Source organism: Polaromonas sp. (assembly GCF_030680935.1).
Taxonomy (GTDB): Bacteria; Pseudomonadota; Gammaproteobacteria; order Burkholderiales; family Burkholderiaceae_C; genus Polaromonas.
This window is the reverse complement of the sequence record NZ_JAUXUP010000017.1, coordinates 27420-46925: the sequence shown is the minus strand read 5'-3', so window position 1 is coordinate 46925 and position 19506 is coordinate 27420. Positions and strand designations below refer to the sequence as shown.

Below are 19506 nucleotides of genomic sequence, written 5' to 3'. Positions count from 1 at the left end.
TCAACAGCGCCATCCAACTCATCAAGGCCAATGCCCGTGGGTTCCGTAATTTCACCAACTACCGGGCAAGAATTTTGTTTCATTGTGGCAAGTTGAATTTGGCGATGGCCTAGAAATTCACAGTGAATTCAACGAAGCTCCTCAAGATGCATGTTGCACCGTTCCGGAGCTTTGGAGGTGTGGCCGCAGGCACCAAGGCTTACGCGGCCGTGTTGCTTCGGGTGCAGGCCGTCTGGCCAACCCGGCAGGTTTTTCATGTGCTTGAAGATGCCCTGTTTCGCGACCCCGGCAACCCGGCGGAGGTGCTGACGCTCGAAGAGTACCGCGAACTGCTGCTGCTTCATGCCGTAGGTCGGGAAATCATTGACAGTGAAGCAGGACCGAGCGGTGCCGATGCGGTTACGCGAGGCGCTGAACTTGCGATGCAGCCACGCTCTTCGCCGCGCCTCGGGCTGGACATCGACCTGAGTCAGCTTTCTGGCGACGATGCGCGATCTGCCAGACCTTCGCCCCAGGATGCCCGAGCGGGGGCTTCTGCCAGAGAGCGCGAGTCGCGGCGCAGTCTGGACAGAAGCGAAACGCAGTCCGGGCTGGCCGACCTGTTGCATACCGCCAGGCGCAAGGAGAGTGAACGCGCCGGGGCGGCTTCGATTTCCGCGCCGCTGTATATGCCGCGCAACTCAAAGCGACCGACGGGCCTGGATTCGCTGGTGGACTTTGACGACTACGACACCGGCTACAGGCCGGATGACCTGGACCGGCCTGGCCGGACATAAGCCCTCGCGGATTTTGGCGGTCTGGCCCGGTGAGCCTGCCGGACACCAGGATGATCCAAAACCCGCAAAACCCGCAAAACCCGCAAAAGCGGCTCAGCGCCGCCCGTCAGCGCCTGACCTGCAGGGCGCCGGGGTTGACGATGTTGGTCGGTGTGCCCTTGATGAAATTGACCACATTGTCAAACGCAGAGCCAAAATACATCTCATAACTCTCCTGCTCGACATAGCCGATGTGCGGTGTACAGATGCAGTTTTCCAGCCGCAGCAGTGCGTGGCCTTGCAGGATGGGCTCGGACTCGAACACATCCACTGCGGCCAGTCCGGGGCGACCGCGGTTCAGTCCCGCTATCAGGGCTTCGGGCTCCAGCAGCTCTGCGCGTGAGGTATTGACCAGGATGGACGATGTTTTCATGCGCGACAGGTCCTCCAGCGTGACAACGCCCCGGGTCTCTTCCTGCAGCCTCAGGTGCAGGCTCAAAATGTCACTGTCCTGAAAAAATTCGTTTTTGGACAGAGCGACCTCATAACCATCGGCCTGGGCGCGGGCGCGCGAGGCCTGGCTGCCCCAGACCAGCACCCGCATGCCAAAAGCCCGCCCGTAAGCCGCTACGAGCTGACCGATCTTGCCGTAGCTCCAGATACCCAGGGTTTTACCCTTGAGTACCGATCCGACACCAAAATTGGCCGGCATGGACGCATTTTTCAGCCCGGCCTGCTGCCAGGCGCCATGTTTGAGATGCGATACGTAGTGTGGAATGCGGCGCGCGGCCGCCATGATCAACGCCCAGGTCAGTTCTGCCGGTGCTATCGGTGAACCAGCCCCTTCGGCCACCACGATGCCGCGTTCGGTACAGGCTGCCACATCCACATGGGCGCCAACGCGGCCCGTCTGGGCAATCATCTTCAGGCGCGGCAGTTTTTCTATCAGCTGGCGGTGCAAAGGAGTCCGTTCGCGGATCAGCACCACTACGTCAGCGTCCTTGAGTCGCACGGAAAGCTGGCCGATGCCCTTGACGGTATTGGTGTAAACCTTGGCTTGGTAAGCATCGAGTTTGGCTGAACAAGCCAGCTTGCGCACCGCATCCTGATAATCGTCAAGGATCACAATATTCATGCCGATATTGTGCCTGCAAGTTCTGCCAACGCCCGCCACAAGAATGGTCGCATAGCGGCAACATGTACCGGAAAGCAACCGGGGCATCTGCCGCCAAAGGGCGAAGTGCCGCGCGCGGTGATGGCCTGCTCACCCGCGCTCAACCAGGCTGTGCAAGCGATTCCTTCTGGGCCATGCGCTCCAGTTCGGCACAGACATCGGCCATGCGGCCTGAAATCACCATGCGTCCGGCGCATGACGGGCTGATGCCCGCTTCAAACTCACGAACCACCTTGAGGCGCCGCGGTGAGCTTGCCTTTAGCACCGTTTGGCAATGTTTCTGGCCGTTGGCCGTTGCGTGGATTGCGTGAACTGCTACGGTTTTTATGGAAAGTGGCGGTGTCGCAGGTGCGCCGGATACGCCAGGCGCGAGACGTTGTGCTGCTACAGCGAGCATAAAAGGGACGGGCACCGGTGTCGGCGGAGCCGGGCGAAACCGCGCGGCTATCGATTGCCAGACAGTACGAACTGCCGCAAGGCTGCTGCCAGCACTGCTTGCGGTGGTGATGGCCCCGATGGCGGCTGAACGTGAAAAAACGGCGATTCCCATGAGAACTCCTGATAGAGGTAACACAGGCAGGATTGCAAACAGAACATCCGCCACAGCAGGGTGTTGGTCCACGCGACCAAACGCCCGCCACCTGCTGCACGGAAAGACCTTCGGCGGATTCCCCTGGTGGGGCTCCCTGTATGGCTTACATCAGCATGGTGTTGCGGATCAGGCCGACCGCAAGGCCCTCGATCTCGAAGGCTTCTCCGGGTTCAACCACGATGGTTTTGAAATCCGGGTTTTCAGGCAGCAGCTCAATGAGGTTTTTGGTGCGGCGAAAACGCTTGACCGTGACCTCATCACCAAGGCGTGCCACCACAATCTGGCCATTTTTGGCCTCTTTGCTTTGCTGCACGGCCAGCAGGTCTCCGTCCATGATGCCGGCGTCACGCATGCTCATGCCGCGTACCTTGAGCAGGTAGTCGGGCTGGCGCTGGAACAGGCTGCTTTCGAAGTAATAAGTGCGGTCTACATGCTCCTGCGCGAGAATGGGGCTGCCAGCAGCAACCCGCCCCACCAGCGGCAGGGCGAGTTGGGCCAGGCTTTGCAAGGGCAGGGAAAACTGTTTGATACGGGACTCGTGGATGGAGCGCAGGGTATCGCTGCGCAGGCGAATGCCGCGCGAGGTACCGCTGACCAGTTCGATCACGCCTTTGCGGGCCAGTGCCTGCAAATGCTCCTCGGCTGCATTGGCCGATTTGAAACCCAGCTCGTTGGCAATTTCCGCGCGGGTCGGGGGCGCACCTGTGCGGGCGATGGCGCTCTGGATCAGCTCGAGGATTTGCTGCTGGCGCGCGGTGAGTTTGGGCATTTCGGGGAAAACGTTGAAGTTCATGGCGGTGACTCCTTGGGGTAACACAGCGGACTTGCAAACTGGAACAAGGCAAATTCGGGGCAGCTGTTTTAATATCCAGTAGCTGTATTTTCATCCAGTTTTTTGCCGAACGCAAGAAAAATTGAGAAGGAGGTGTGAATGGACAGGAAAAAGATCGTGGTTCTGGGTACCGGCGGCACGATCGCAGGCACCGCTGCAAGTGCTTCAGATCACCTTGGCTACACCGCTGCGCAGTTGGGCGTAGTCCAGCTGGTGGCGGCGGTCCCGGCACTGGCCGCCGGCCCCTGGGAGTTGTTAACGGAGCAGCTGGCCCAGGTCGACAGCAAGGACATGGACTTTGACATCTGGGCGCGTCTGGTGCGGCGGGTCAGCCATCATCTGGCCCAGGCCGATGTGCAAGGCATGGTCATCACCCACGGCACCGACACGCTGGAGGAAACCGCCTGGTTTTTGCAGGCCCTTTTGGGCCCGGACAAACCAGTAGTGCTGACCTGTGCCATGCGCCCCGCCACCGCGCTGGCGCCGGACGGGCCGCAAAACCTGCTGGATGCAGTGGCTGTTGCGTCGCATCCGGGTGCGTGCGGAGTACTGGCCGTCTGCGCCGGGGTCGTGCACGGCGCCAGAGAGGTGCAGAAGGTGCATACCTACAGGCTTGACGCCTTCAGCTCCGGCGATGCCGGGCCACTGGCCTATGTCGAGAACGGCGGTTTGCGTTTGTTGCGAAATTGGCCTGCAGCCCCTGCTGGGCAAGCGCAAACAGCTATGAAAAACATAGCAAATTTGGGAGAGAAGCGGCGCTGGCCGCGGGTGGACATCGTTTTGAGCCACGCGGGCGCGGACGGGGCGGTGGTGCGTGCGCTGGTGGCCGACGGGGTGAGGGGTCTGGTGGTGGCGGGTACCGGCAACGGCTCGCTGCACCATGCACTGGAGTCGGCACTGCTGCAGGCGCAGGCGGCGGGCGTCAAGGTGGTACGTGCTACCCGCTGCCTGGAAGGACGGGTTCTGTCCAGTCCGGATGACGCGCTGGCGGACTCGCAAGGCCTGAGCCCGGTGAAGGCACGGATCAGCCTGCTGCTGGAGTTGCTGGCCGCGTCAGACGCTCCGGCTTGACGACTTTGAGCATGTTTGCAGCCCTGCGCTCTCACCTGTGGGCCTATCCGGCGCTGGAGATCGTGCACATTTGCGGCATTGCCTTGCTGCTGGGCAATCTGGTGCTGCTGGAACTGCGGGTTTTTGGTCTGGGCGCGGCCTTGCCGGTCCGGGCCCTGGCGCGCCTGAGCCTGGGACTGGCGGCGGTCGGGTTTTCGATCGCTGCGGCGTCCGGGCTGTTGATGTTTGCGTCGCAGCCGGCCGAACTGCTCGCGAATCGCGCTTTCACCCTGAAGATGCTGCTGTTATTGGCGGCAGCGTGTAATGCAGGCTGGTTCCATGGCCGCGCGTCGCTGGACAAGCTCGATGGACTGGCGCGTGCGCAAATGGTGCTGTCCACCCTGATCTGGCTTGCCGTGCTCGCCTGTGGCCGCTGGATCGCCTACCTGTGAGGAGTTGACGAATGAAACGACGCGATCTGATCAAGTCTTCGCTGGCGCTGTCTGGCGCCAGTGTGCTGCCTGCGGCCCTGGCCCACCATGGCTGGAGCAGTTTTGACCAGGAACGGCCCATCTACCTGGAGGGCAGGGTGGCTAAATCCACTTGGCAAAACCCGCATGCAGAGCTGGAAATTGACCTGCCCGCCGGGTTGAAGTTGCCGCCCGATCTGGCCCAGCGTGCGCTGCCGGCCCAGACCGCGCCGATTGACGGCAAGGCCCTGCTGGCGAAAGCGGTTTTACCCACCCGCAAGGACACGCGCTGGGAGATAGAGCTGGCGCCGCTGACGCGCCTTCAGGCCTGGAAGGTGGCTGAGATCAAAGCCGGGACGCAGATCGCCGTGCTGGGTTTTACGCTGACGGGCGAGAAGGGCGAGGCGGTGTTACGTGCCGAATATCTGTTTGTGGACGGCAAGGTTTACGGCTTGCGGTCCAGCCCGGCCTGAATCTCCGGCACCACGCAAAAGGCCGTCCATGGACGGCCTTTTTGCATGCGGCCTGCAGCCGATTCAGCTCGACAGCGCCTCAAACGCCCGGCTGGTGATTTCATCGACGCCGCCCATGCCACTGATGGCGCGGTATTGCGGCGCGGCGCCGGGTGCCGCCTTGGCCCAGCTGGAGTAATAGTCCACCAGCGGACGCGTCTGCGCGCTGTAGACCTCCAGCCGCTTGCGCACCGTTTCTTCCTTGTCGTCTTCGCGCTGAATCAGCGGCTCGCCGGTCACGTCGTCCACGCCTTCGGCCCTGGGCGGGTTGAACTTGACGTGGTAGGTGCGGCCCGAGGCTGGATGTGAGCGGCGCCCGCTCATGCGCTCGATGATGGCCTCGAAAGGCACGTCGATTTCCAGCACGTAATCAAGCTTGACGCCTGCGGCTTTCATCGCATCGGCTTGCGGCAGCGTGCGCGGAAAACCGTCAAACAGAAAACCTTTGGCGCAGTCGGGCTGGGCGATACGGTCTTTTACCAGGTTGATGATCAGCTCGTCGCCCACCAGGCCGCCGGAGTCCATGATTTTTTTGGCTTCAATGCCCAGAGGCGTGCCTGCCTTGACCGCAGCGCGCAACATGTCACCGGTGGAAATCTGGGGAATCCCGTATTTTTGGCAAATAAAGGTGGCTTGCGTCCCTTTGCCTGCGCCGGGCGCGCCCAACAAAATCAGTCTCATGGATGTCCTCGAATTCTTGTGACTTTGGCGGAGGGTCTGGCAGCTGTCCTTGCTGGCCCGCCACACCGTATTTTGGGCTTGAGGATAGCATGCGTCCCTCTGTCAGGGCTTACAGAAACATCGCGCGCACCCGCTCCAGGTCCTCCGGGGTATCGACGCCGGGGCCGGGAGCGTGGGCGCTGATATGCACCGCAATCCGGTGGCCGTGCCAGAGCGCGCGCAGTTGTTCAAGCGATTCGAGCTGCTCCAGAGGCGCCTGCGGCAGCGCCGGAAATTGCCGCAAAAACCCGGCGCGGTAGCCGTAAATGCCCACATGCCGCAGCGGTGCTGGCAAGCCGCTACCGCCTTGCCACCAGGCCTGGTTCGCATGGTCGCGCGCTGCGGGAATGGCCGAGCGGCTGAAATACAGGGCGGTGTGGCGTGCGTCCAGTACCACTTTGACGATGTTGGGGTTGCGCAGGTCTTCCAGCGTGTCAATGGCGTGGGCGGCGGTGCTCATGGCGCAGTCGCCGCGCTGCTGCAGCAGGTTGGCCACCGCATCAATCAGGGCCGGGTCTATCAGCGGCTCGTCGCCCTGCACATTGACCACATATTCCGAGTCTTCCAGACCCAGCAATTCGCAGGCCTCGGCCAGCCGGTCGCTGCCGCTTGCGTGGTCTGCGCGCGTGCGCACCGTCGCCACACCGAAACTGGCGCAGGCGTCCATGACCTGCTGGCTGTCGGTGGCCACTACCGCGCGCGAAGCGCTGCTCAGCAGCGCCCGCTGCGCAACCCGCACCACCATGGGTACGCCGACGATGTCGGCCAGCGGTTTGTTGGGCAGGCGGGTGGAGGCAAGGCGTGCCGGAATCAGGACGGTAAAACTCATGGCGGCAGCGCCGCAGCCCGGGTTTCGCGTCTGGAAAATAGCAGCTTCACCGGCCTAGTTCCTCGTCTGTGAGTGTCCGCGCCTCGACTTCCAGCATCACCGGCAGGCCGTCACGTATCGGGTAGGCCAGGCGCGCGCTGCGCGATACCAGTTCCTGTTTGTCGCGGTCATAGGTCAAGGGGCCTTTGGTCACGGGGCAGACCAGGAGTTCAAGCAGTTTGGTGTCCATGCGGCGATGGTAATGGAGAAAGGAGGGGCGTCAGCAAGGCGTCCAGAGCTGAAAAAAATGCCGGCTCGGGGGAAAACTCCAGCGGCACGGCCAACACGTTGGGCTGCTTCGAAAACAGCTTTATCGCATCTTTTTCGGTACAAATCACGGTGTATCCCTTGTCCGCCTTGCGTGGGTAGCTATCAAAAGAGTAGTGATCGGGAAGCGCGCGGGTTTCGGCCAGAAGCAGTCCGCGTGCCCTGAGCATGGCAAAAAAGGCCTCGGGTTTGGCGATACCAGCGAGCGCCAGCAGGGGCTGGCCTGCCAGGCTTGCCAACGGCACGCGGCTGCCGTCCTCACGCCGCGCGTCGTCTGCCAGGCGCCGTGTGGAACTGAACCCTTCAAAAGCCGAGTGTTCGCCGGTGTGCAGCACCAGGTCGAGGCCGCAGCCGCCTGCACGGCCGCTGCGCTGCAGACGTTGCGGCCAGGGCTCACGCAAGGGGCCAGCCGGCAACAGCCAGCCGTTGCCCGCGCCACGCTCGTCAAAAACTGCAATTTCAATGTCGCGGTGCAAGGCGTAATGCTGCAGGCCATCGTCAGAAACAATCACCTGCACCGCTGGGTGTTTGGCGAGCAGTGCCTGCGCTGCGTCGGCCCGCCGCTGTGCTACAAAAACAGGAGCGCCTGTCGCACGGGCTATAAGGGCTGGTTCGTCGCCAGACTGCTCAATGGGGGTGTCCGGCAAGACCTGCTGGCAGGCCTGGCCGGTACGGCCATAACCGCGTGAAATCACGCCCGCGCTGATGCCCCGAGCCTGCAGGTGCTTGACCAGCGCGATCACCGCTGGCGTTTTGCCAGCGCCCCCCGCCACCACGTTGCCCACCATCACTACAGGGGCGCGCACGCGCGTTGATTTGAGAAAATTGCTGCGGTACAAAAACCGGCGCAAAGCGGTGAGCAGGGCAAACAGTTGCGCCGCTGGCCACAGCAGGCAGGCCGCCGCGCCGCGCCGCAGCCAGGCCCGCTGCAGACACTGGGCCACGTTTACCGGGCGCCGGCCTGGGCCGCGCTCTGGGTGGCAAAGGTGATCTGGGTCAGGCCGCTGCGCCTGGCCGCTTCCATCACGGTGATCACCGACTGGTGGGTGGCGCTGGCGTCGGCGCTGATGATGATCACGCTGTCCTTGCCGGCCTTGGCAGCGGCCGTCATGGCACTGCTCAGGGCCTCGATACTTCGGCCCTCAACCGGCATCTTGCCGACCATGTAGCGGCCATCGCTGCTGACCGCCACGATCACTTCCTTCGGGTAGTCGCGCTGCTGGTCCGCGTCGGCGACCGGCAGCTTGATCTGCAATTCGGTGAATTTGCTGTAGGTGGTGGACAACATCAAAAAGATCAGGACCACCAGCAACACGTCGATAAAGGGGATCAGGTTGATCTCTGGCTCGTCCCTCGAGGTACCGCGAAAGTTCATGATGTGCGCAGCGCCGGGCCGCGCCCTGCAAGCACGGCCGCCCGGATGGGGAGCGGTTTACGCGAAGCGACGATCGAGGGGGTCATCATTTTCTCAGGGTGTGCAGATGGCGCACAAAACGCTCTGATGCAATTTCCATGGTCAGCAGAAAGCCGTCCACCCGGGCGCGGAAATAGCGCCAGAAAATCAACGACGGAATCGCGACAATCAGGCCAAACGCCGTGTTGTACAGCGCAATCGAAATACCCTGCGCCAGCTGCGCCGGGTTGCCACCCGAGGCGCTGGCGACACCACCGCTGCCAGCCTGCGAGCCAAAAATTTCAATCATGCCAATCACGGTGCCCAGTAGCCCCAGCAGGGGCGCTGCTGAAGCGATGGTGGCCAGCGCCGCCAGGTAACGCTCCAGCGTGTGGGCGGCCCGCCGGCCGGCGCCTTCCAGGGTAGAACGCAGGTCGTCCTCGCTGATGCGCGGGTTGACGTTGAGCGCGCGAAAACCACTGGCCAGCACCTGACCGAGCAGGGAGTTTTGCTCCAGATGCGCCACCACGTCCGGCGCCGGAACAGAGTTACGCGACACGGTGATGGCTTCGTCAAGAAGTTGGGCCGGCGCTATCTTGGAGGTTTTAAGGCTGCTAAAACGCTCGATCACCAATGCCAGAGCCAATACCGAGCAGGCAATCAAGGGCCAGATCGGCCAGCCTGCGGCTTGTATGATGGAAAACAAGAAAAATCTCCTGGCAAATAGTTGCTCTGGATTATGGCCTACACACCGGCGCAATCCCTTCCACTCGCTTGTCTCGTGACCACATCCGGCACAGTGCCGCATGTAGGACGTAACTCACAGAAGATGTGGATAACTTTGTGGGCAAGTACCCGGCTACAGGCCGCCAGACCGCGCCAAATGGACACTGTGACAAAATGATGAAAATTTGGGCAGATTAAAGTTGTTATAAATCAATGACTTACACGAATTCATCTTACTTTCCGCAGCAAACCACGGGTTTGACCCAGTCGGCACGCCCGTCTGTGGAGTATTACACCCGCGTTATGAGGGGTTTCTTCGATGTATGAAACCGCCGTCGCTCAGGAGAGCCCGCCTGCAGGTCCGCGGGTGTGGCCCGTCGGCTCGTTGCTGCGGGCCATTGCAGACAGCCTGGAGGCCCGTTTTAATCCGGTGGCTGTCAAAGGCGAAATCAGCGGCTTTGCGCGTGCTGCCAGTGGACATTGTTACTTTTCGCTGAAAGACGAGCAGGGTCAGGTCCGTTGTGCCATGTTCCGCCGCGCTGCCGGCTTGCTGGACTTCGTGCCGCGCGATGGCCTACTTGTCGAAGTGCGCGGTCGGCTCGGAGTTTATGAGCCGCGCGGTGAACTGCAGATGGTCGCCGAGTCGATGCGCCAGGCCGGTCAAGGCAACTTGTTTGAGCAGTTTTTGCTGTTGAAGGGCCGACTGGATGCCGAGGGCTTGTTTGACGCCGGGCGCAAACGGGGTCTGCCATTGTTTCCGCGCGCCATCGGGGTGGTCACTTCGCTGGGTGCAGCCGCGCTGCACGACGTAGTGACCGCATTGCAGCGCCGTACACCGCACATTCCGGTGTTGATTTACCCCGCCAGCGTCCAGGGCGCACAGGCTCCGGGGGAGTTGTGCCATGCCCTGCGTCAGGCCAATCAGCGCGCCGAGGTGGATGTGTTGCTGCTGGTTCGCGGCGGGGGAGCGCTGGAAGACCTGTGGGCTTTCAACGATGAACAACTGGCGCGACTGATTGTGGCCGCGCCGATGCCCGTGGTGTCAGGCGTGGGTCATGAGACCGACTTCACGATTGCCGACTTCTGCGCCGACCTGCGCGCGCCTACCCCCACCGCAGCAGCAGAAATGTGCGCCCAGCCGCAAAGCGCTTGGCAGGGCATCCTGGCGCTGGCCCGGGACCGCATGCAGGACGGCGTGCAGAGACAGTTGCAGGCGCATCAGCAACGACTCGACCGGGCCGCGTCCAGCGTCAGCCGGCCTTCTCATCCGGTCACGCGCCAGCGGGCCCGGCTGGCCGCCCAGGCCCAGCGCCTGCGATATGCGCTTCGGTCTGGCGTGCAGCAGCAAAAGACCACCCTGCACAGTTTTTCTCTGGCGCTTCCGCGGGCCCTGGCAGCGGCGCTGCAGCGGCACGAGCGTCAGTTGGAGCGCGCGCAACTGCGGCTGGCGCCTCTGGACCCCCACCTGGTGCTGCAACGCGGGTACGCCTGGCTGGCTGACCTGCAAGGCCGGGCTGTTACCCGCGCGTCCAGCACCGAGCCCGGCCAGGCACTGCGCGCTACCCTTGCCGATGGCGAGGTCGATTTGACGGTTTCTGCGCCGCGGCTGATTTAGTTTTTACAATGGTCGGTGGAACCGGCTTGACGCCTTCTCTTTTTTTGCTTCATCAACACAACACCCCACGAGGAAAACTCCATGGAACACAAGCTCCCACCGCTGCCCTACGCGATTGACGCGCTGGCTCCCCATTACAGCCAGGAGGCCTTCGAATACCACCACGGCAAGCACCACAATGCCTATGTGGTCAACCTCAACAACCTGCAAAAAGGCACCGAATTTGAGGCCATGACGCTGGAAGAGATCGTGAAAAAATCCAGTGGTGGTGTTTACAACAACGCGGCCCAGATCTGGAACCACACTTTTTTCTGGAGCTGCATGAAGCCCGCAGGCGGTGGCGAGCCCTCTGGTGCGCTGGCTGCGGCGATCAATGCCAAGTTTGGTTCGTTTGCGGCTTTCAAGGAAGCCTTTGTGAAGTCGGCAGTCGGCAACTTTGGGTCCGGCTGGACCTGGCTGGTGAAAAAGGCCGATGGGTCTGTGGATATCGTCAACACCGGCCCGGCCGGAACGCCGCTGACCACTGCCGACAAGGCGCTGATGACGGTGGACGTATGGGAGCACGCCTACTACATCGACTACCGCAACCAGCGCCCGAAGTTTGTCGAGACATTTTTGTCTAACCTGGTGAACTGGTCGTTTGCCGAAGCCAATTTCGCCTGATCCCTGGCACCCATGAAAAAGCCGACTTCAAGTCGGCTTTTTTGTGGTCAATCCCGAAAGCGCGGGTGCTCCACCCTAACGCGCCTTGTCAAACGGCGGGCCTTTGAGCTTGTCGCCCGCCTTGATGCGTTTTTTGGCGAACCAGCCCACATTCATTTCCAGCACATATCGCACCGGTTTTTCCGAGCAATGCGAGTCGGTGACCAGTGGCTTCATGTCGGCCAGATTCACAATAGTACCGTCGTCGGCGATAAAGGCAGCCGTCAAGGGTATCAACGTGTTTTTCATCCAGAAACACTGCTTGCCGGCTTGCTCAAAGACAAACAACATGCCTTCGCTGGCGGGCATTTCCTTTCGAAACATCAGGCCGATCTGCCGCTGCTCGGGCTGCAGGGCCACTTGCGCATCGATCTGGTGCATGCCCACGGACAGCTTGACACGCGGCAGGTTCATTTGCGGGCTTTCCTGCGCCATGGCGGTCACAAAGGCCGTGAAGGAAAAAGCCGATGCGCAGAGCAGCTTGAAGGCGGTGCGGCGGCCAGAGTCGGATTTCAGGAGCATGGAGTCACCAAGGGTCGGTCAGTTGGAAAACCAGCATATACGACGGTCATAAAAAATGCCCGCGTGGCGGGCATTTTGGTCCAGCGCGAAGAATTACTTCTTGGCAGCAGCGGCTTTGTCTTCTTTGGCTTTCTTGGCGGCAGCAGCTTTTTCTTCCTTGGCCTTTTTGGCGGCAGCGGCCTTTTCAGCTTTTGCGGCTTTGGCAGCAGCGGCTTTTTCTTCCTTGGCTTTCTTGGCAGCAGCGGCTTTTTCAGCTTTCATGGCTTTGGCGTCAGCCTTGGCAGCTGGGGCGGCAGGCGTTGCTGCGACAGCAGGCGTTGCTGGTGTTGCGGGCATGGCAGCAGGCGCAGCCGGCTTGGAAGCGGCGCCCATAGGAGCACCAGCGTGCGAAGCGGCAAAAGCACCTGCGGAGAAGAGGCCAGCGATCAAAACAGCGAGGATCTTGTTCATTTGAAATTTCCTTGAGAATGTTATTGAAAAAGTACCCCGAGTTTTTCGGAGGCCCTACCGTAACGAGGCCGCTTCGCAAGCGGTTGACACACGCGCTGCAAAAACTTTTCATGAAATCTTTTGCGGCTAGAATTTAGGGGTTATTACCTAAACCGCGCCGGGCAGCCTGTCTGCCTTTTCCAGCGCATACCGGAGACTTCGCTACATGTACCAGCACATCAAGGTGCCCGCCCAGGGTCAGAAAATCACCGTCAATGCCGACAATTCACTCAATGTGCCGGACGAGCCGGTCATTCCGTTCATTGAAGGCGACGGTACGGGCGCGGACATCACGCCGGTCATGCTCAAGGTCGTCGATGCTGCGGTCGCCAAAGCCTATGGCGGCAAGAAAAAAATCCACTGGATGGAAGTTTATGCCGGTGAAAAGTCGACCAAGGTGTATGGCCCGGATGTCTGGTTGCCTGAGGAAACCCTGCATGCGGTCAAGGACTATGTGGTCTCCATCAAGGGCCCGCTGACCACGCCGGTCGGTGGTGGCATTCGCTCGCTCAATGTCGCCTTGCGCCAGGAACTGGACCTCTACGTCTGCCTGCGCCCGATCCAGTACTTTGCAGGCGTGCCGTCGCCGGTGAAAGAGCCGCACAAGACCAACATGGTGATTTTCCGCGAGAACTCGGAAGACATCTACGCCGGCATCGAGTTTGAGGCCGAGTCCGACAAGGCCAAAAAACTCATCAAGTTCCTGCAGGACGAGATGGGTGTGAAGAAAATCCGCTTCCCCAACACTTCCGGCATCGGCATCAAACCGGTCTCGCGAGAAGGCACGGAGCGTCTTGTGCGCAAGGCCATCCAGTACACCATCGACAACGACAAGCCCAGCCTGACCATCGTGCACAAGGGCAACATCATGAAGTTCACCGAAGGTGGCTTCCGGGACTGGGCTTACGCGCTGGCCGCGAGGGAATTTGGCGCGGTGGAGATCGACGGCGGTCCATGGATGAAGTTCAAAAACCCGAAAACCGGCAAGGAAATCACCGTCAAGGATTCGATCGCCGACGCTTTCCTGCAGCAAATCCTGTTGCGTCCGGCCGAATACAGCGTGATTGCCACCCTGAATCTGAACGGCGACTACGTGTCCGATGCCCTGGCAGCCCAGGTCGGCGGCATCGGAATCGCCCCGGGCGCGAACCTGAGCGACACCATCGCGATGTTTGAAGCCACGCACGGGACCGCGCCCAAATACGCCGGCAAGGATTACGTCAACCCGGGCTCGGAAATCCTGTCTGCGGAGATGATGCTGCGCCACATGGGCTGGATAGAAGCCGCGGACCTGATCATCAGTTCGATGGAAAAGTCGATAGCGTCCAAGAAAGTCACCTACGACTTCGCGCGTCTCATGGAAGGCGCCACACAGGTCAGTTGCTCCGGCTTCGGTCAGGTCATGATCGATCACATGTAAAAGGAGGCTCTGGCGAGGCGCTGGGCGACCCGCCGGACAAGCTGTCAAGCCGCCGCAGGCACTGCCGGGCGGCTTTTTTCGTGGCCTTTTGCATGTGAAACCCAAAAGTCAACTGGATGTGATTGATTGTCGCGTCCCCGCCACCAATTTCCCCGTCAGACACACCGGACTATTGCGGTGGCTAGAATGAATTCCATGGCAAGCAAACCTCCCAGGTCTCCCTCGATTCCCAAGGCGCCGGTCTTCAAGCCGGACGACGCCAACGGCGGGGATTCGGTCGTGCTGGAGCGACGACCCCAGAAGACAAAACCGCCTCAAATGTTCCAGGTGGTGCTGCTCAACGACGACTACACACCCATGGAGTTTGTCGTCGAGGTGATTCAGGAATTTTTCAACAAGGATCGCGAAACTGCCACCCAGATCATGCTGAAGATCCACCTGGACGGCAAAGGTGTTTGCGGCGTGTTTTCCAAGGATGTGGCTTCCACCAAGGTCGATCAGGTCACGGAAGCGGCGCGAAAAAATGGTCACCCGCTGCAGTGTGTGTGCGAGCCCATTGAATAATGGAAAAAACAGCCCATATCGACTTGAAGAGTTACACAATGCAAGTATCAGAGACCCCAGCAGCAAGCCGAAAGGAAAAGCAATGATTGCCCAGGAATTAGAAGTCAGCTTGCACATGGCCTTTGTTGAGGCCCGGCAGCAGCGCCACGAATTCATCACCGTAGAACACCTGCTGCTCGCTTTGCTGGACAACCCGAGCGCGGCCGAAGTGCTGCGCGCGTGCTCCGCCAATATTGATGACCTGCGCAAGTCGCTTGCCAACTTCATCAAGGACAACACGCCGCAGGTGGCAGGCAGCGACGATGTAGACACCCAACCTACGCTGGGCTTCCAGCGTGTGATCCAGCGCGCCATCATGCATGTGCAGTCTACAGGCAACGGCAAGAAAGAAGTGACCGGCGCCAACGTGCTGGTCGCTATCTTTGGCGAAAAAGACTCGCACGCTGTGTATTACCTGCACCAGCAGGGCGTGACACGTCTGGACGTTGTCAATTTCATCGCCCACGGTATCAAGAAAAGCGATCCGCCAGAGCCGACCAAAACCGGTGAAAGCGCCGCAGAAAACGAAGAGGGTGGCGAGAAGAACGAAAAAGCCTCACCGCTGGAGCAGTACACCCAGAACCTGAATCAGCTCGCCAAAGAGGGCAAGATCGATCCGTTGATTGGCCGCCACTACGAGGTCGAGCGGGTGATCCAGATCCTCTGCCGCCGCCGCAAAAACAACCCCCTGCTGGTTGGCGAGGCCGGTGTGGGCAAAACCGCGATTGCCGAGGGCCTGGCCTGGCGCATCACGCAAAAAGACGTGCCGGACATACTCGCCGAAGCGCAGGTCTATTCGCTCGACATGGGCGCGCTGCTGGCTGGCACCAAATACCGTGGCGACTTCGAGCAGCGCCTCAAAGGCGTGCTGAAAGCGCTCAAAGACAAGCCCAACGGCATTTTGTTCATTGACGAAATCCACACCCTGATCGGTGCCGGTGCGGCCTCGGGCGGCACGCTGGATGCGTCCAACCTGCTCAAGCCGGCGCTCAGCTCTGGCCAGCTCAAATGTATTGGTGCCACCACTTTCACCGAATACAGGGGCATCTTCGAGAAAGACGCCGCCCTGTCTCGCCGCTTCCAGAAGGTCGACGTGGTCGAGCCGACGGTGCAGGAGACTGTGGACATCCTCAAGGGCCTCAAATCCCGTTTTGAAGAGCACCACAGTGTCAAGTACGCCGTCGCAGCCTTGCAGGCTGCGGCCGAGCTCAGCGCCAAATACATCAATGACCGCCATTTGCCCGACAAGGCGATTGACGTGATTGACGAGGCCGGTGCGGCCCAGCGAATTTTGCCTGCGTCCAAGCGCAAGAAAATCATCACCAAGGCCGAGGTGGAAGAGATCGTGGCCAAGATTGCCCGTATTCCACCGGCCAATGTGTCGAACGACGATCGCGGCAAGCTCAAGACACTCGAACGCGACCTCAAAAGCGTGGTGTTCGGGCAGGACAAGGCGCTCGACGTGCTGGCGTCTGCCGTCAAGATGGCGCGCTCCGGCCTGGGCAAGGACGACAAGCCTATTGGTTCTTTCCTGTTCTCCGGCCCCACGGGCGTCGGCAAGACGGAGGCGGCCAAGCAGCTGGCCTACATCATGGGCATTGAGTTGATCCGCTTTGACATGTCCGAGTACATGGAACGCCATGCGGTGAGCCGCTTGATTGGTGCGCCTCCCGGATATGTGGGCTTTGACCAAGGCGGGCTGCTGACCGAGGCTGTCACCAAAAAGCCGCATTGCGTGCTGCTGCTTGACGAGATCGAAAAAGCCCACCCTGACATCTTCAACGTGTTGCTGCAGGTCATGGACCACGGCACGCTGACAGACAACAACGGGCGCAAGGCCGATTTCCGCAATGTGATCATCGTCATGACGACCAATGCCGGTGCCGAGACCATGAACAAGGCGACGATTGGTTTCACGAACCCGCGCGAAGCAGGCGACGAGATGGCCGACATCAAGCGCCTGTTCACGCCCGAGTTCCGCAACCGCCTCGACGCAACTGTCAGCTTCAAGGCGCTCGACGAAACCGTCATCCTGCGTGTGGTCGACAAGTTCCTGCTCCAGCTCGAAACCCAGCTGGCCGAGAAGAAGGTGGACGTGACCTTCACCGACACGCTGCGCAAGTACCTCGGTAAAAAAGGCTTCGATCCACTGATGGGTGCACGCCCGATGCAACGCCTGATCCAGGACACCATCCGCCGCGCACTGGCCGACGAGTTGCTGTTCGGACGCTTGATCGATGGCGGCCGCTTGACGGTGGACATGAAAGTCACGACCGATGAAAAAGGTGTGGAAAACGGCGAGGTCGTGCTCGACATCCAGCCGCTGCCGAAGAAAGAGGGCAAAGCCAAGCCCGAACCGGAAGAGGCCACCGCCGACTGAGTGCTGCCGAATTTTTTTGAGCTTTGAGCAAAAAGGCCGGTAGCATGGCGCTGCCGGCCTTTTTTTGCGTTCGATTTGCTATCCTAATAATAGCTGCTTACGCATGTCAGATAAGGGCTGGAGGCCGATTTCATACATAACATGGACAGACCAGCACCCACCCATGGCGACACACACCTTTCTTTGGCACGATTACGAAACCTTCGGCCTGAACACGCGCCGGGATAGACCGGCGCAGTTTGCCGGTATTCGCACCGACGCCGAGCTCAACGAAATCGGCGAGCCGCTGATGCTGTATTGCCAGCCAGCCAGCGACTACCTGCCTGACCCGGCGTCCTGCCTGATCACCGGCATCACGCCTCAGCTGTGCCTTGAGCGCGGCCTGCCCGAACACAGCTTCGCGGCGCGCATTGAAGCCGTGCTGGCCGCGCCCGGCACCATCGGCGTCGGCTACAACACCATACGTTTTGACGACGAGGTGACGCGTCACCTGTTGTGGCGCAATTTGATCGACCCGTATGCGCGCGAGTGGCAAAACGACTGTGGCCGCTGGGACCTGCTCGATGTGGTGCGCATGGCCTATGCCTTGCGGCCAGAAGGTATTCAATGGCCCATGAAACCGGACGAGCGCCGGCCAGGTGAAGCCGAGGCTTTGCGTCCCAGCTTCAAGCTCGAAGATCTGGCGCGCGCCAATGGCCTGTTGCACGAGGCGGCACACGATGCATTGTCAGACGTGCGTGCCACCATTGCGCTGGCCAGACTGATCCGTCAGGTCCAGCCCAAGCTGTTCGACTTCTGTCTGGGTTTGCACAAGAAAGACCGCGTGGCCGCCGAGCTGGGGCTGCCCACCAGCCCGCAGACGGCGCAGCCGTTTTTGCATGTGTCGGGCATGTTCCCGCCCGAGCGCGGTTGCATGGCCGTGATGTGGCCGCTGGCCATGCACCCCTCGAACAAAAACGAGTTGCTGGCCTGGGACCTGGCGCACGACCCCGCGGAGTTGCCGCTCCTCGACGTAGTCACTTTGCGCCAGCGCCTGTTCAGCAAAACCGCTGAGCTGCCCGAAGGTGTGACGCGCCTGCCACTCAAGTCGGTGCACCTGAACAAGTCACCGATGGTGGTACGCAAGCTGGGCACCCTGAGCGATGTGATGGCGGCCAAGTGGGGCATAGATATTCAAGCCGCGCTGCGTAACGCCGAAAAAGCTGCCGGTCTGCCCGACATGAGCGCGATCTGGCCCGAGGTGTTTGCGCGTCCCAAAGAGCGCACGTCCGATGTGGACGAAGACCTGTACGGCGGCTTCATCAACAACGCTGATCGGCGTCGACTGAATCAGCTGCGCGCGCTGCCACCCGCAGAGCTGGCGCATAGCCGCACAGGCTTTGATGATGAACGGCTGGAAGAGCTGATGTTCCGTTACCGCGCCCGCAATTTCCCGGATACCCTGTCGCCTGAACACATGGAGCGCTGGGAAGCCCATCGCGCGGCGCGCCTGCTGGAAGGTGAAAACGGAGCACGCAATGTCGATGCCTTTCTGGCTGAGTTGGATGTGTTGTCCGAAACTGCGGACCCGCGCGGGCAAAAAGTGCTTCAGACGCTTTACGAGTACGCCGAGGTGCTTGCGCCAGAGATTTAGCAGTCTTTCGGATTTGGACCGGCAAAAACGGTGCGATTCCTATCCCTACAATGCAGCCATGCGCCAAATTTTTCTGGATACTGAAACCACCGGTCTGTCCGCTGAAAACGGCGACCGCATCATCGAAATCGGCTGCGTTGAACTGCTGGGCCGCAAGCTCACCGGCAGCAACAAACACTTCTACCTGAACCCCGAGCGCGACAGCCATGAGGACGCGCTCAAGGTGCACGGCATCAGCAACGAGTTCCTGCGCGACAAGCCGAAGTTTGCGGCCATTGCCGATGAACTGCTGGCCTACCTGCAGGGCGCCGAGGTGATCATCCACAACGCACCTTTTGACATCAGCTTCCTGAACAAGGAGCTTGAGCTGATAGGGCGCGAGCCGATCACCCGCTCCATAGCCAAGGTGACTGACAGTCTGATGATGGCCAAGGAGCTGTTCCCGGGAAAACGCAATTCACTGGACGCGCTGTGTGACCGTCTTGATGTGGACAACTCGGGCCGTACCCTGCACGGCGCGCTGCTTGATGCAGAGCTGCTGGCCGACGTGTACATCAACCTCACGCGGGGCCAGAATTCGCTGGTGATGGAGGAGGGAAGCAGCTCGCAGGAGGGCGGTAGCACTGTTCTTATCGACTTGCGCCAGTTCGATCTGCCGCTGCTGTGCGCCAATGAGCAAGAGCTTGCGGCCCACGAAGTGCTGCTGGCCGACATCGACAAAAGCAGCAAAGGCAAAACTGTCTGGCGCGCGCTGGCCGATGCCTGACAAAACCCCTTATAATC

Annotated in this window: 23 protein-coding genes; 12 read left to right on the top strand and 11 right to left on the bottom strand. The window is 60.6% G+C overall.

The annotated features are described in order from the left end of the window. Together Q8L50_RS05210 and Q8L50_RS05205 are read left to right on the top strand one after the other, a co-directional pair. Window positions 1-113, top strand: a 113-nt coding sequence (locus tag Q8L50_RS05210; protein WP_305347601.1) for a transposase, incomplete at its 5' end; no start/stop codon positions are given. Window positions 114-179: 66 nt separating this feature from the next. Further along, window positions 180-776: a hypothetical protein gene (locus Q8L50_RS05205; protein ID WP_305347598.1), complete on the top strand. Its 597-nt coding sequence runs from the start codon at window positions 180-182 to the stop codon at window positions 774-776. A gap of 106 nt (window positions 777-882) precedes the next feature. On the opposite strand, the gene Q8L50_RS05200 is transcribed toward Q8L50_RS05205, so the two are convergent. The 3 genes from Q8L50_RS05200 to lexA form a co-directional block, all read right to left on the bottom strand. After that, window positions 883-1890, bottom strand: a complete 1008-nt coding sequence (locus Q8L50_RS05200; protein ID WP_305347597.1) for a D-2-hydroxyacid dehydrogenase family protein — start codon at window positions 1888-1890, stop codon at window positions 883-885. A 139-nt stretch (window positions 1891-2029) separates the two neighbouring features. Further along, on the bottom strand, window positions 2030-2479 hold the full coding sequence (locus Q8L50_RS05195; protein ID WP_305347596.1) for a hypothetical protein: 450 nt from the start codon (window positions 2477-2479) through the stop codon (window positions 2030-2032). A gap of 145 nt (window positions 2480-2624) precedes the next feature. Continuing rightward, window positions 2625-3314 carry a transcriptional repressor LexA gene (gene lexA, locus Q8L50_RS05190; protein WP_305347595.1) on the bottom strand — a complete coding sequence of 230 codons (690 nt, stop codon included), beginning with the start codon at window positions 3312-3314 and terminating at the stop codon, window positions 2625-2627. Between the two features lie 138 nt (window positions 3315-3452). Between lexA and Q8L50_RS05185 the strand changes: the two genes are divergently transcribed. Genes Q8L50_RS05185 through Q8L50_RS05175 form a run of 3 tightly spaced genes read left to right on the top strand, consistent with a single transcriptional unit; the run spans window position 3453 to window position 5346 of the window. Beyond that, a complete protein-coding gene (locus tag Q8L50_RS05185) occupies window positions 3453-4424 on the top strand; it encodes an asparaginase (RefSeq protein ID WP_305347594.1) in 972 nt (323 codons plus the stop codon). An 11-nt stretch (window positions 4425-4435) separates the two neighbouring features. Continuing rightward, on the top strand, window positions 4436-4855 hold the full coding sequence (locus Q8L50_RS05180) for a hypothetical protein (protein WP_305347593.1): 420 nt from the start codon (window positions 4436-4438) through the stop codon (window positions 4853-4855). Between the two features lie 11 nt (window positions 4856-4866). Beyond that, a complete protein-coding gene (locus Q8L50_RS05175) occupies window positions 4867-5346 on the top strand; it encodes a DUF6152 family protein (RefSeq protein WP_305347592.1) in 480 nt (159 codons plus the stop codon). Window positions 5347-5409: 63 nt separating this feature from the next. Here the strand turns inward: Q8L50_RS05175 and adk are convergent, their stop codons facing one another. The 6 genes from adk to Q8L50_RS05145 all read right to left on the bottom strand — a co-directional run bounded on the left by adk (window position 5410) and on the right by Q8L50_RS05145 (window position 9339). Then, window positions 5410-6066, bottom strand: a complete 657-nt coding sequence (adk, locus tag Q8L50_RS05170) for an adenylate kinase (protein WP_305347591.1) — start codon at window positions 6064-6066, stop codon at window positions 5410-5412. Window positions 6067-6175: 109 nt separating this feature from the next. After that, window positions 6176-6934, bottom strand: coding sequence for a 3-deoxy-manno-octulosonate cytidylyltransferase (gene kdsB, locus Q8L50_RS05165; RefSeq protein WP_305347590.1), 759 nt, complete (start codon window positions 6932-6934; stop codon window positions 6176-6178). Between the two features lie 46 nt (window positions 6935-6980). Further along, window positions 6981-7163, bottom strand: a complete 183-nt coding sequence (locus Q8L50_RS05160; protein WP_305347589.1) for a Trm112 family protein — start codon at window positions 7161-7163, stop codon at window positions 6981-6983. Continuing rightward, a complete protein-coding gene (lpxK, locus tag Q8L50_RS05155) occupies window positions 7144-8184 on the bottom strand; it encodes a tetraacyldisaccharide 4'-kinase (RefSeq protein WP_305347588.1) in 1041 nt (346 codons plus the stop codon). Before lpxK ends, Q8L50_RS05160 begins: the two co-directional genes overlap by 20 nt. A gap of 2 nt (window positions 8185-8186) precedes the next feature. Then, window positions 8187-8615, bottom strand: coding sequence for a biopolymer transporter ExbD (locus tag Q8L50_RS05150; protein ID WP_305347587.1), 429 nt, complete (start codon window positions 8613-8615; stop codon window positions 8187-8189). Between the two features lie 85 nt (window positions 8616-8700). Further along, window positions 8701-9339, bottom strand: coding sequence for a MotA/TolQ/ExbB proton channel family protein (locus Q8L50_RS05145; protein WP_305347586.1), 639 nt, complete (start codon window positions 9337-9339; stop codon window positions 8701-8703). 339 nt (window positions 9340-9678) lie between these two features. Between Q8L50_RS05145 and xseA the strand changes: the two genes are divergently transcribed. Then, window positions 9679-10974 (top strand): exodeoxyribonuclease VII large subunit, encoded by a 1296-nt coding sequence (xseA, locus tag Q8L50_RS05140; RefSeq protein WP_305347585.1) that lies wholly within the window; start codon window positions 9679-9681, stop codon window positions 10972-10974. Between the two features lie 81 nt (window positions 10975-11055). Further along, window positions 11056-11637 carry a superoxide dismutase gene (locus tag Q8L50_RS05135; RefSeq protein ID WP_305347584.1) on the top strand — a complete coding sequence of 194 codons (582 nt, stop codon included), beginning with the start codon at window positions 11056-11058 and terminating at the stop codon, window positions 11635-11637. Window positions 11638-11712: 75 nt separating this feature from the next. Here Q8L50_RS05135 and Q8L50_RS05130 read toward each other — a convergent pair whose 3' ends face one another. Both Q8L50_RS05130 and Q8L50_RS05125 read right to left on the bottom strand, forming a co-directional pair. Further along, window positions 11713-12198, bottom strand: coding sequence for a DUF192 domain-containing protein (locus Q8L50_RS05130; protein WP_305347583.1), 486 nt, complete (start codon window positions 12196-12198; stop codon window positions 11713-11715). A 93-nt stretch (window positions 12199-12291) separates the two neighbouring features. After that, window positions 12292-12648, bottom strand: a complete 357-nt coding sequence (locus Q8L50_RS05125) for a cell envelope biogenesis protein TolA (RefSeq protein ID WP_305347582.1) — start codon at window positions 12646-12648, stop codon at window positions 12292-12294. A gap of 205 nt (window positions 12649-12853) precedes the next feature. On the opposite strand from Q8L50_RS05125, the gene icd reads away from it, so the two are divergent. The 5 genes from icd (at window position 12854) to dnaQ (ending at window position 19489) form a co-directional block, all read left to right on the top strand. After that, the gene (gene icd / locus Q8L50_RS05120) at window positions 12854-14107 is read left to right on the top strand and encodes an NADP-dependent isocitrate dehydrogenase (RefSeq protein WP_305347581.1); all 1254 of its coding nucleotides are present in this window, start codon (window positions 12854-12856) and stop codon (window positions 14105-14107) included. Window positions 14108-14302: 195 nt separating this feature from the next. Then, window positions 14303-14671, top strand: coding sequence for an ATP-dependent Clp protease adapter ClpS (gene clpS / locus Q8L50_RS05115; RefSeq protein ID WP_305347580.1), 369 nt, complete (start codon window positions 14303-14305; stop codon window positions 14669-14671). Window positions 14672-14753: 82 nt separating this feature from the next. Next, a complete protein-coding gene (gene clpA, locus Q8L50_RS05110) occupies window positions 14754-17090 on the top strand; it encodes an ATP-dependent Clp protease ATP-binding subunit ClpA (RefSeq protein ID WP_305347579.1) in 2337 nt (778 codons plus the stop codon). A 163-nt stretch (window positions 17091-17253) separates the two neighbouring features. Continuing rightward, the gene (sbcB, locus tag Q8L50_RS05105) at window positions 17254-18723 is read left to right on the top strand and encodes an exodeoxyribonuclease I (protein ID WP_305347578.1); all 1470 of its coding nucleotides are present in this window, start codon (window positions 17254-17256) and stop codon (window positions 18721-18723) included. Window positions 18724-18781: 58 nt separating this feature from the next. Next, window positions 18782-19489, top strand: a complete 708-nt coding sequence (gene dnaQ / locus Q8L50_RS05100) for a DNA polymerase III subunit epsilon (RefSeq protein WP_305347577.1) — start codon at window positions 18782-18784, stop codon at window positions 19487-19489. Window positions 19490-19506 lie beyond the last annotated feature (17 nt).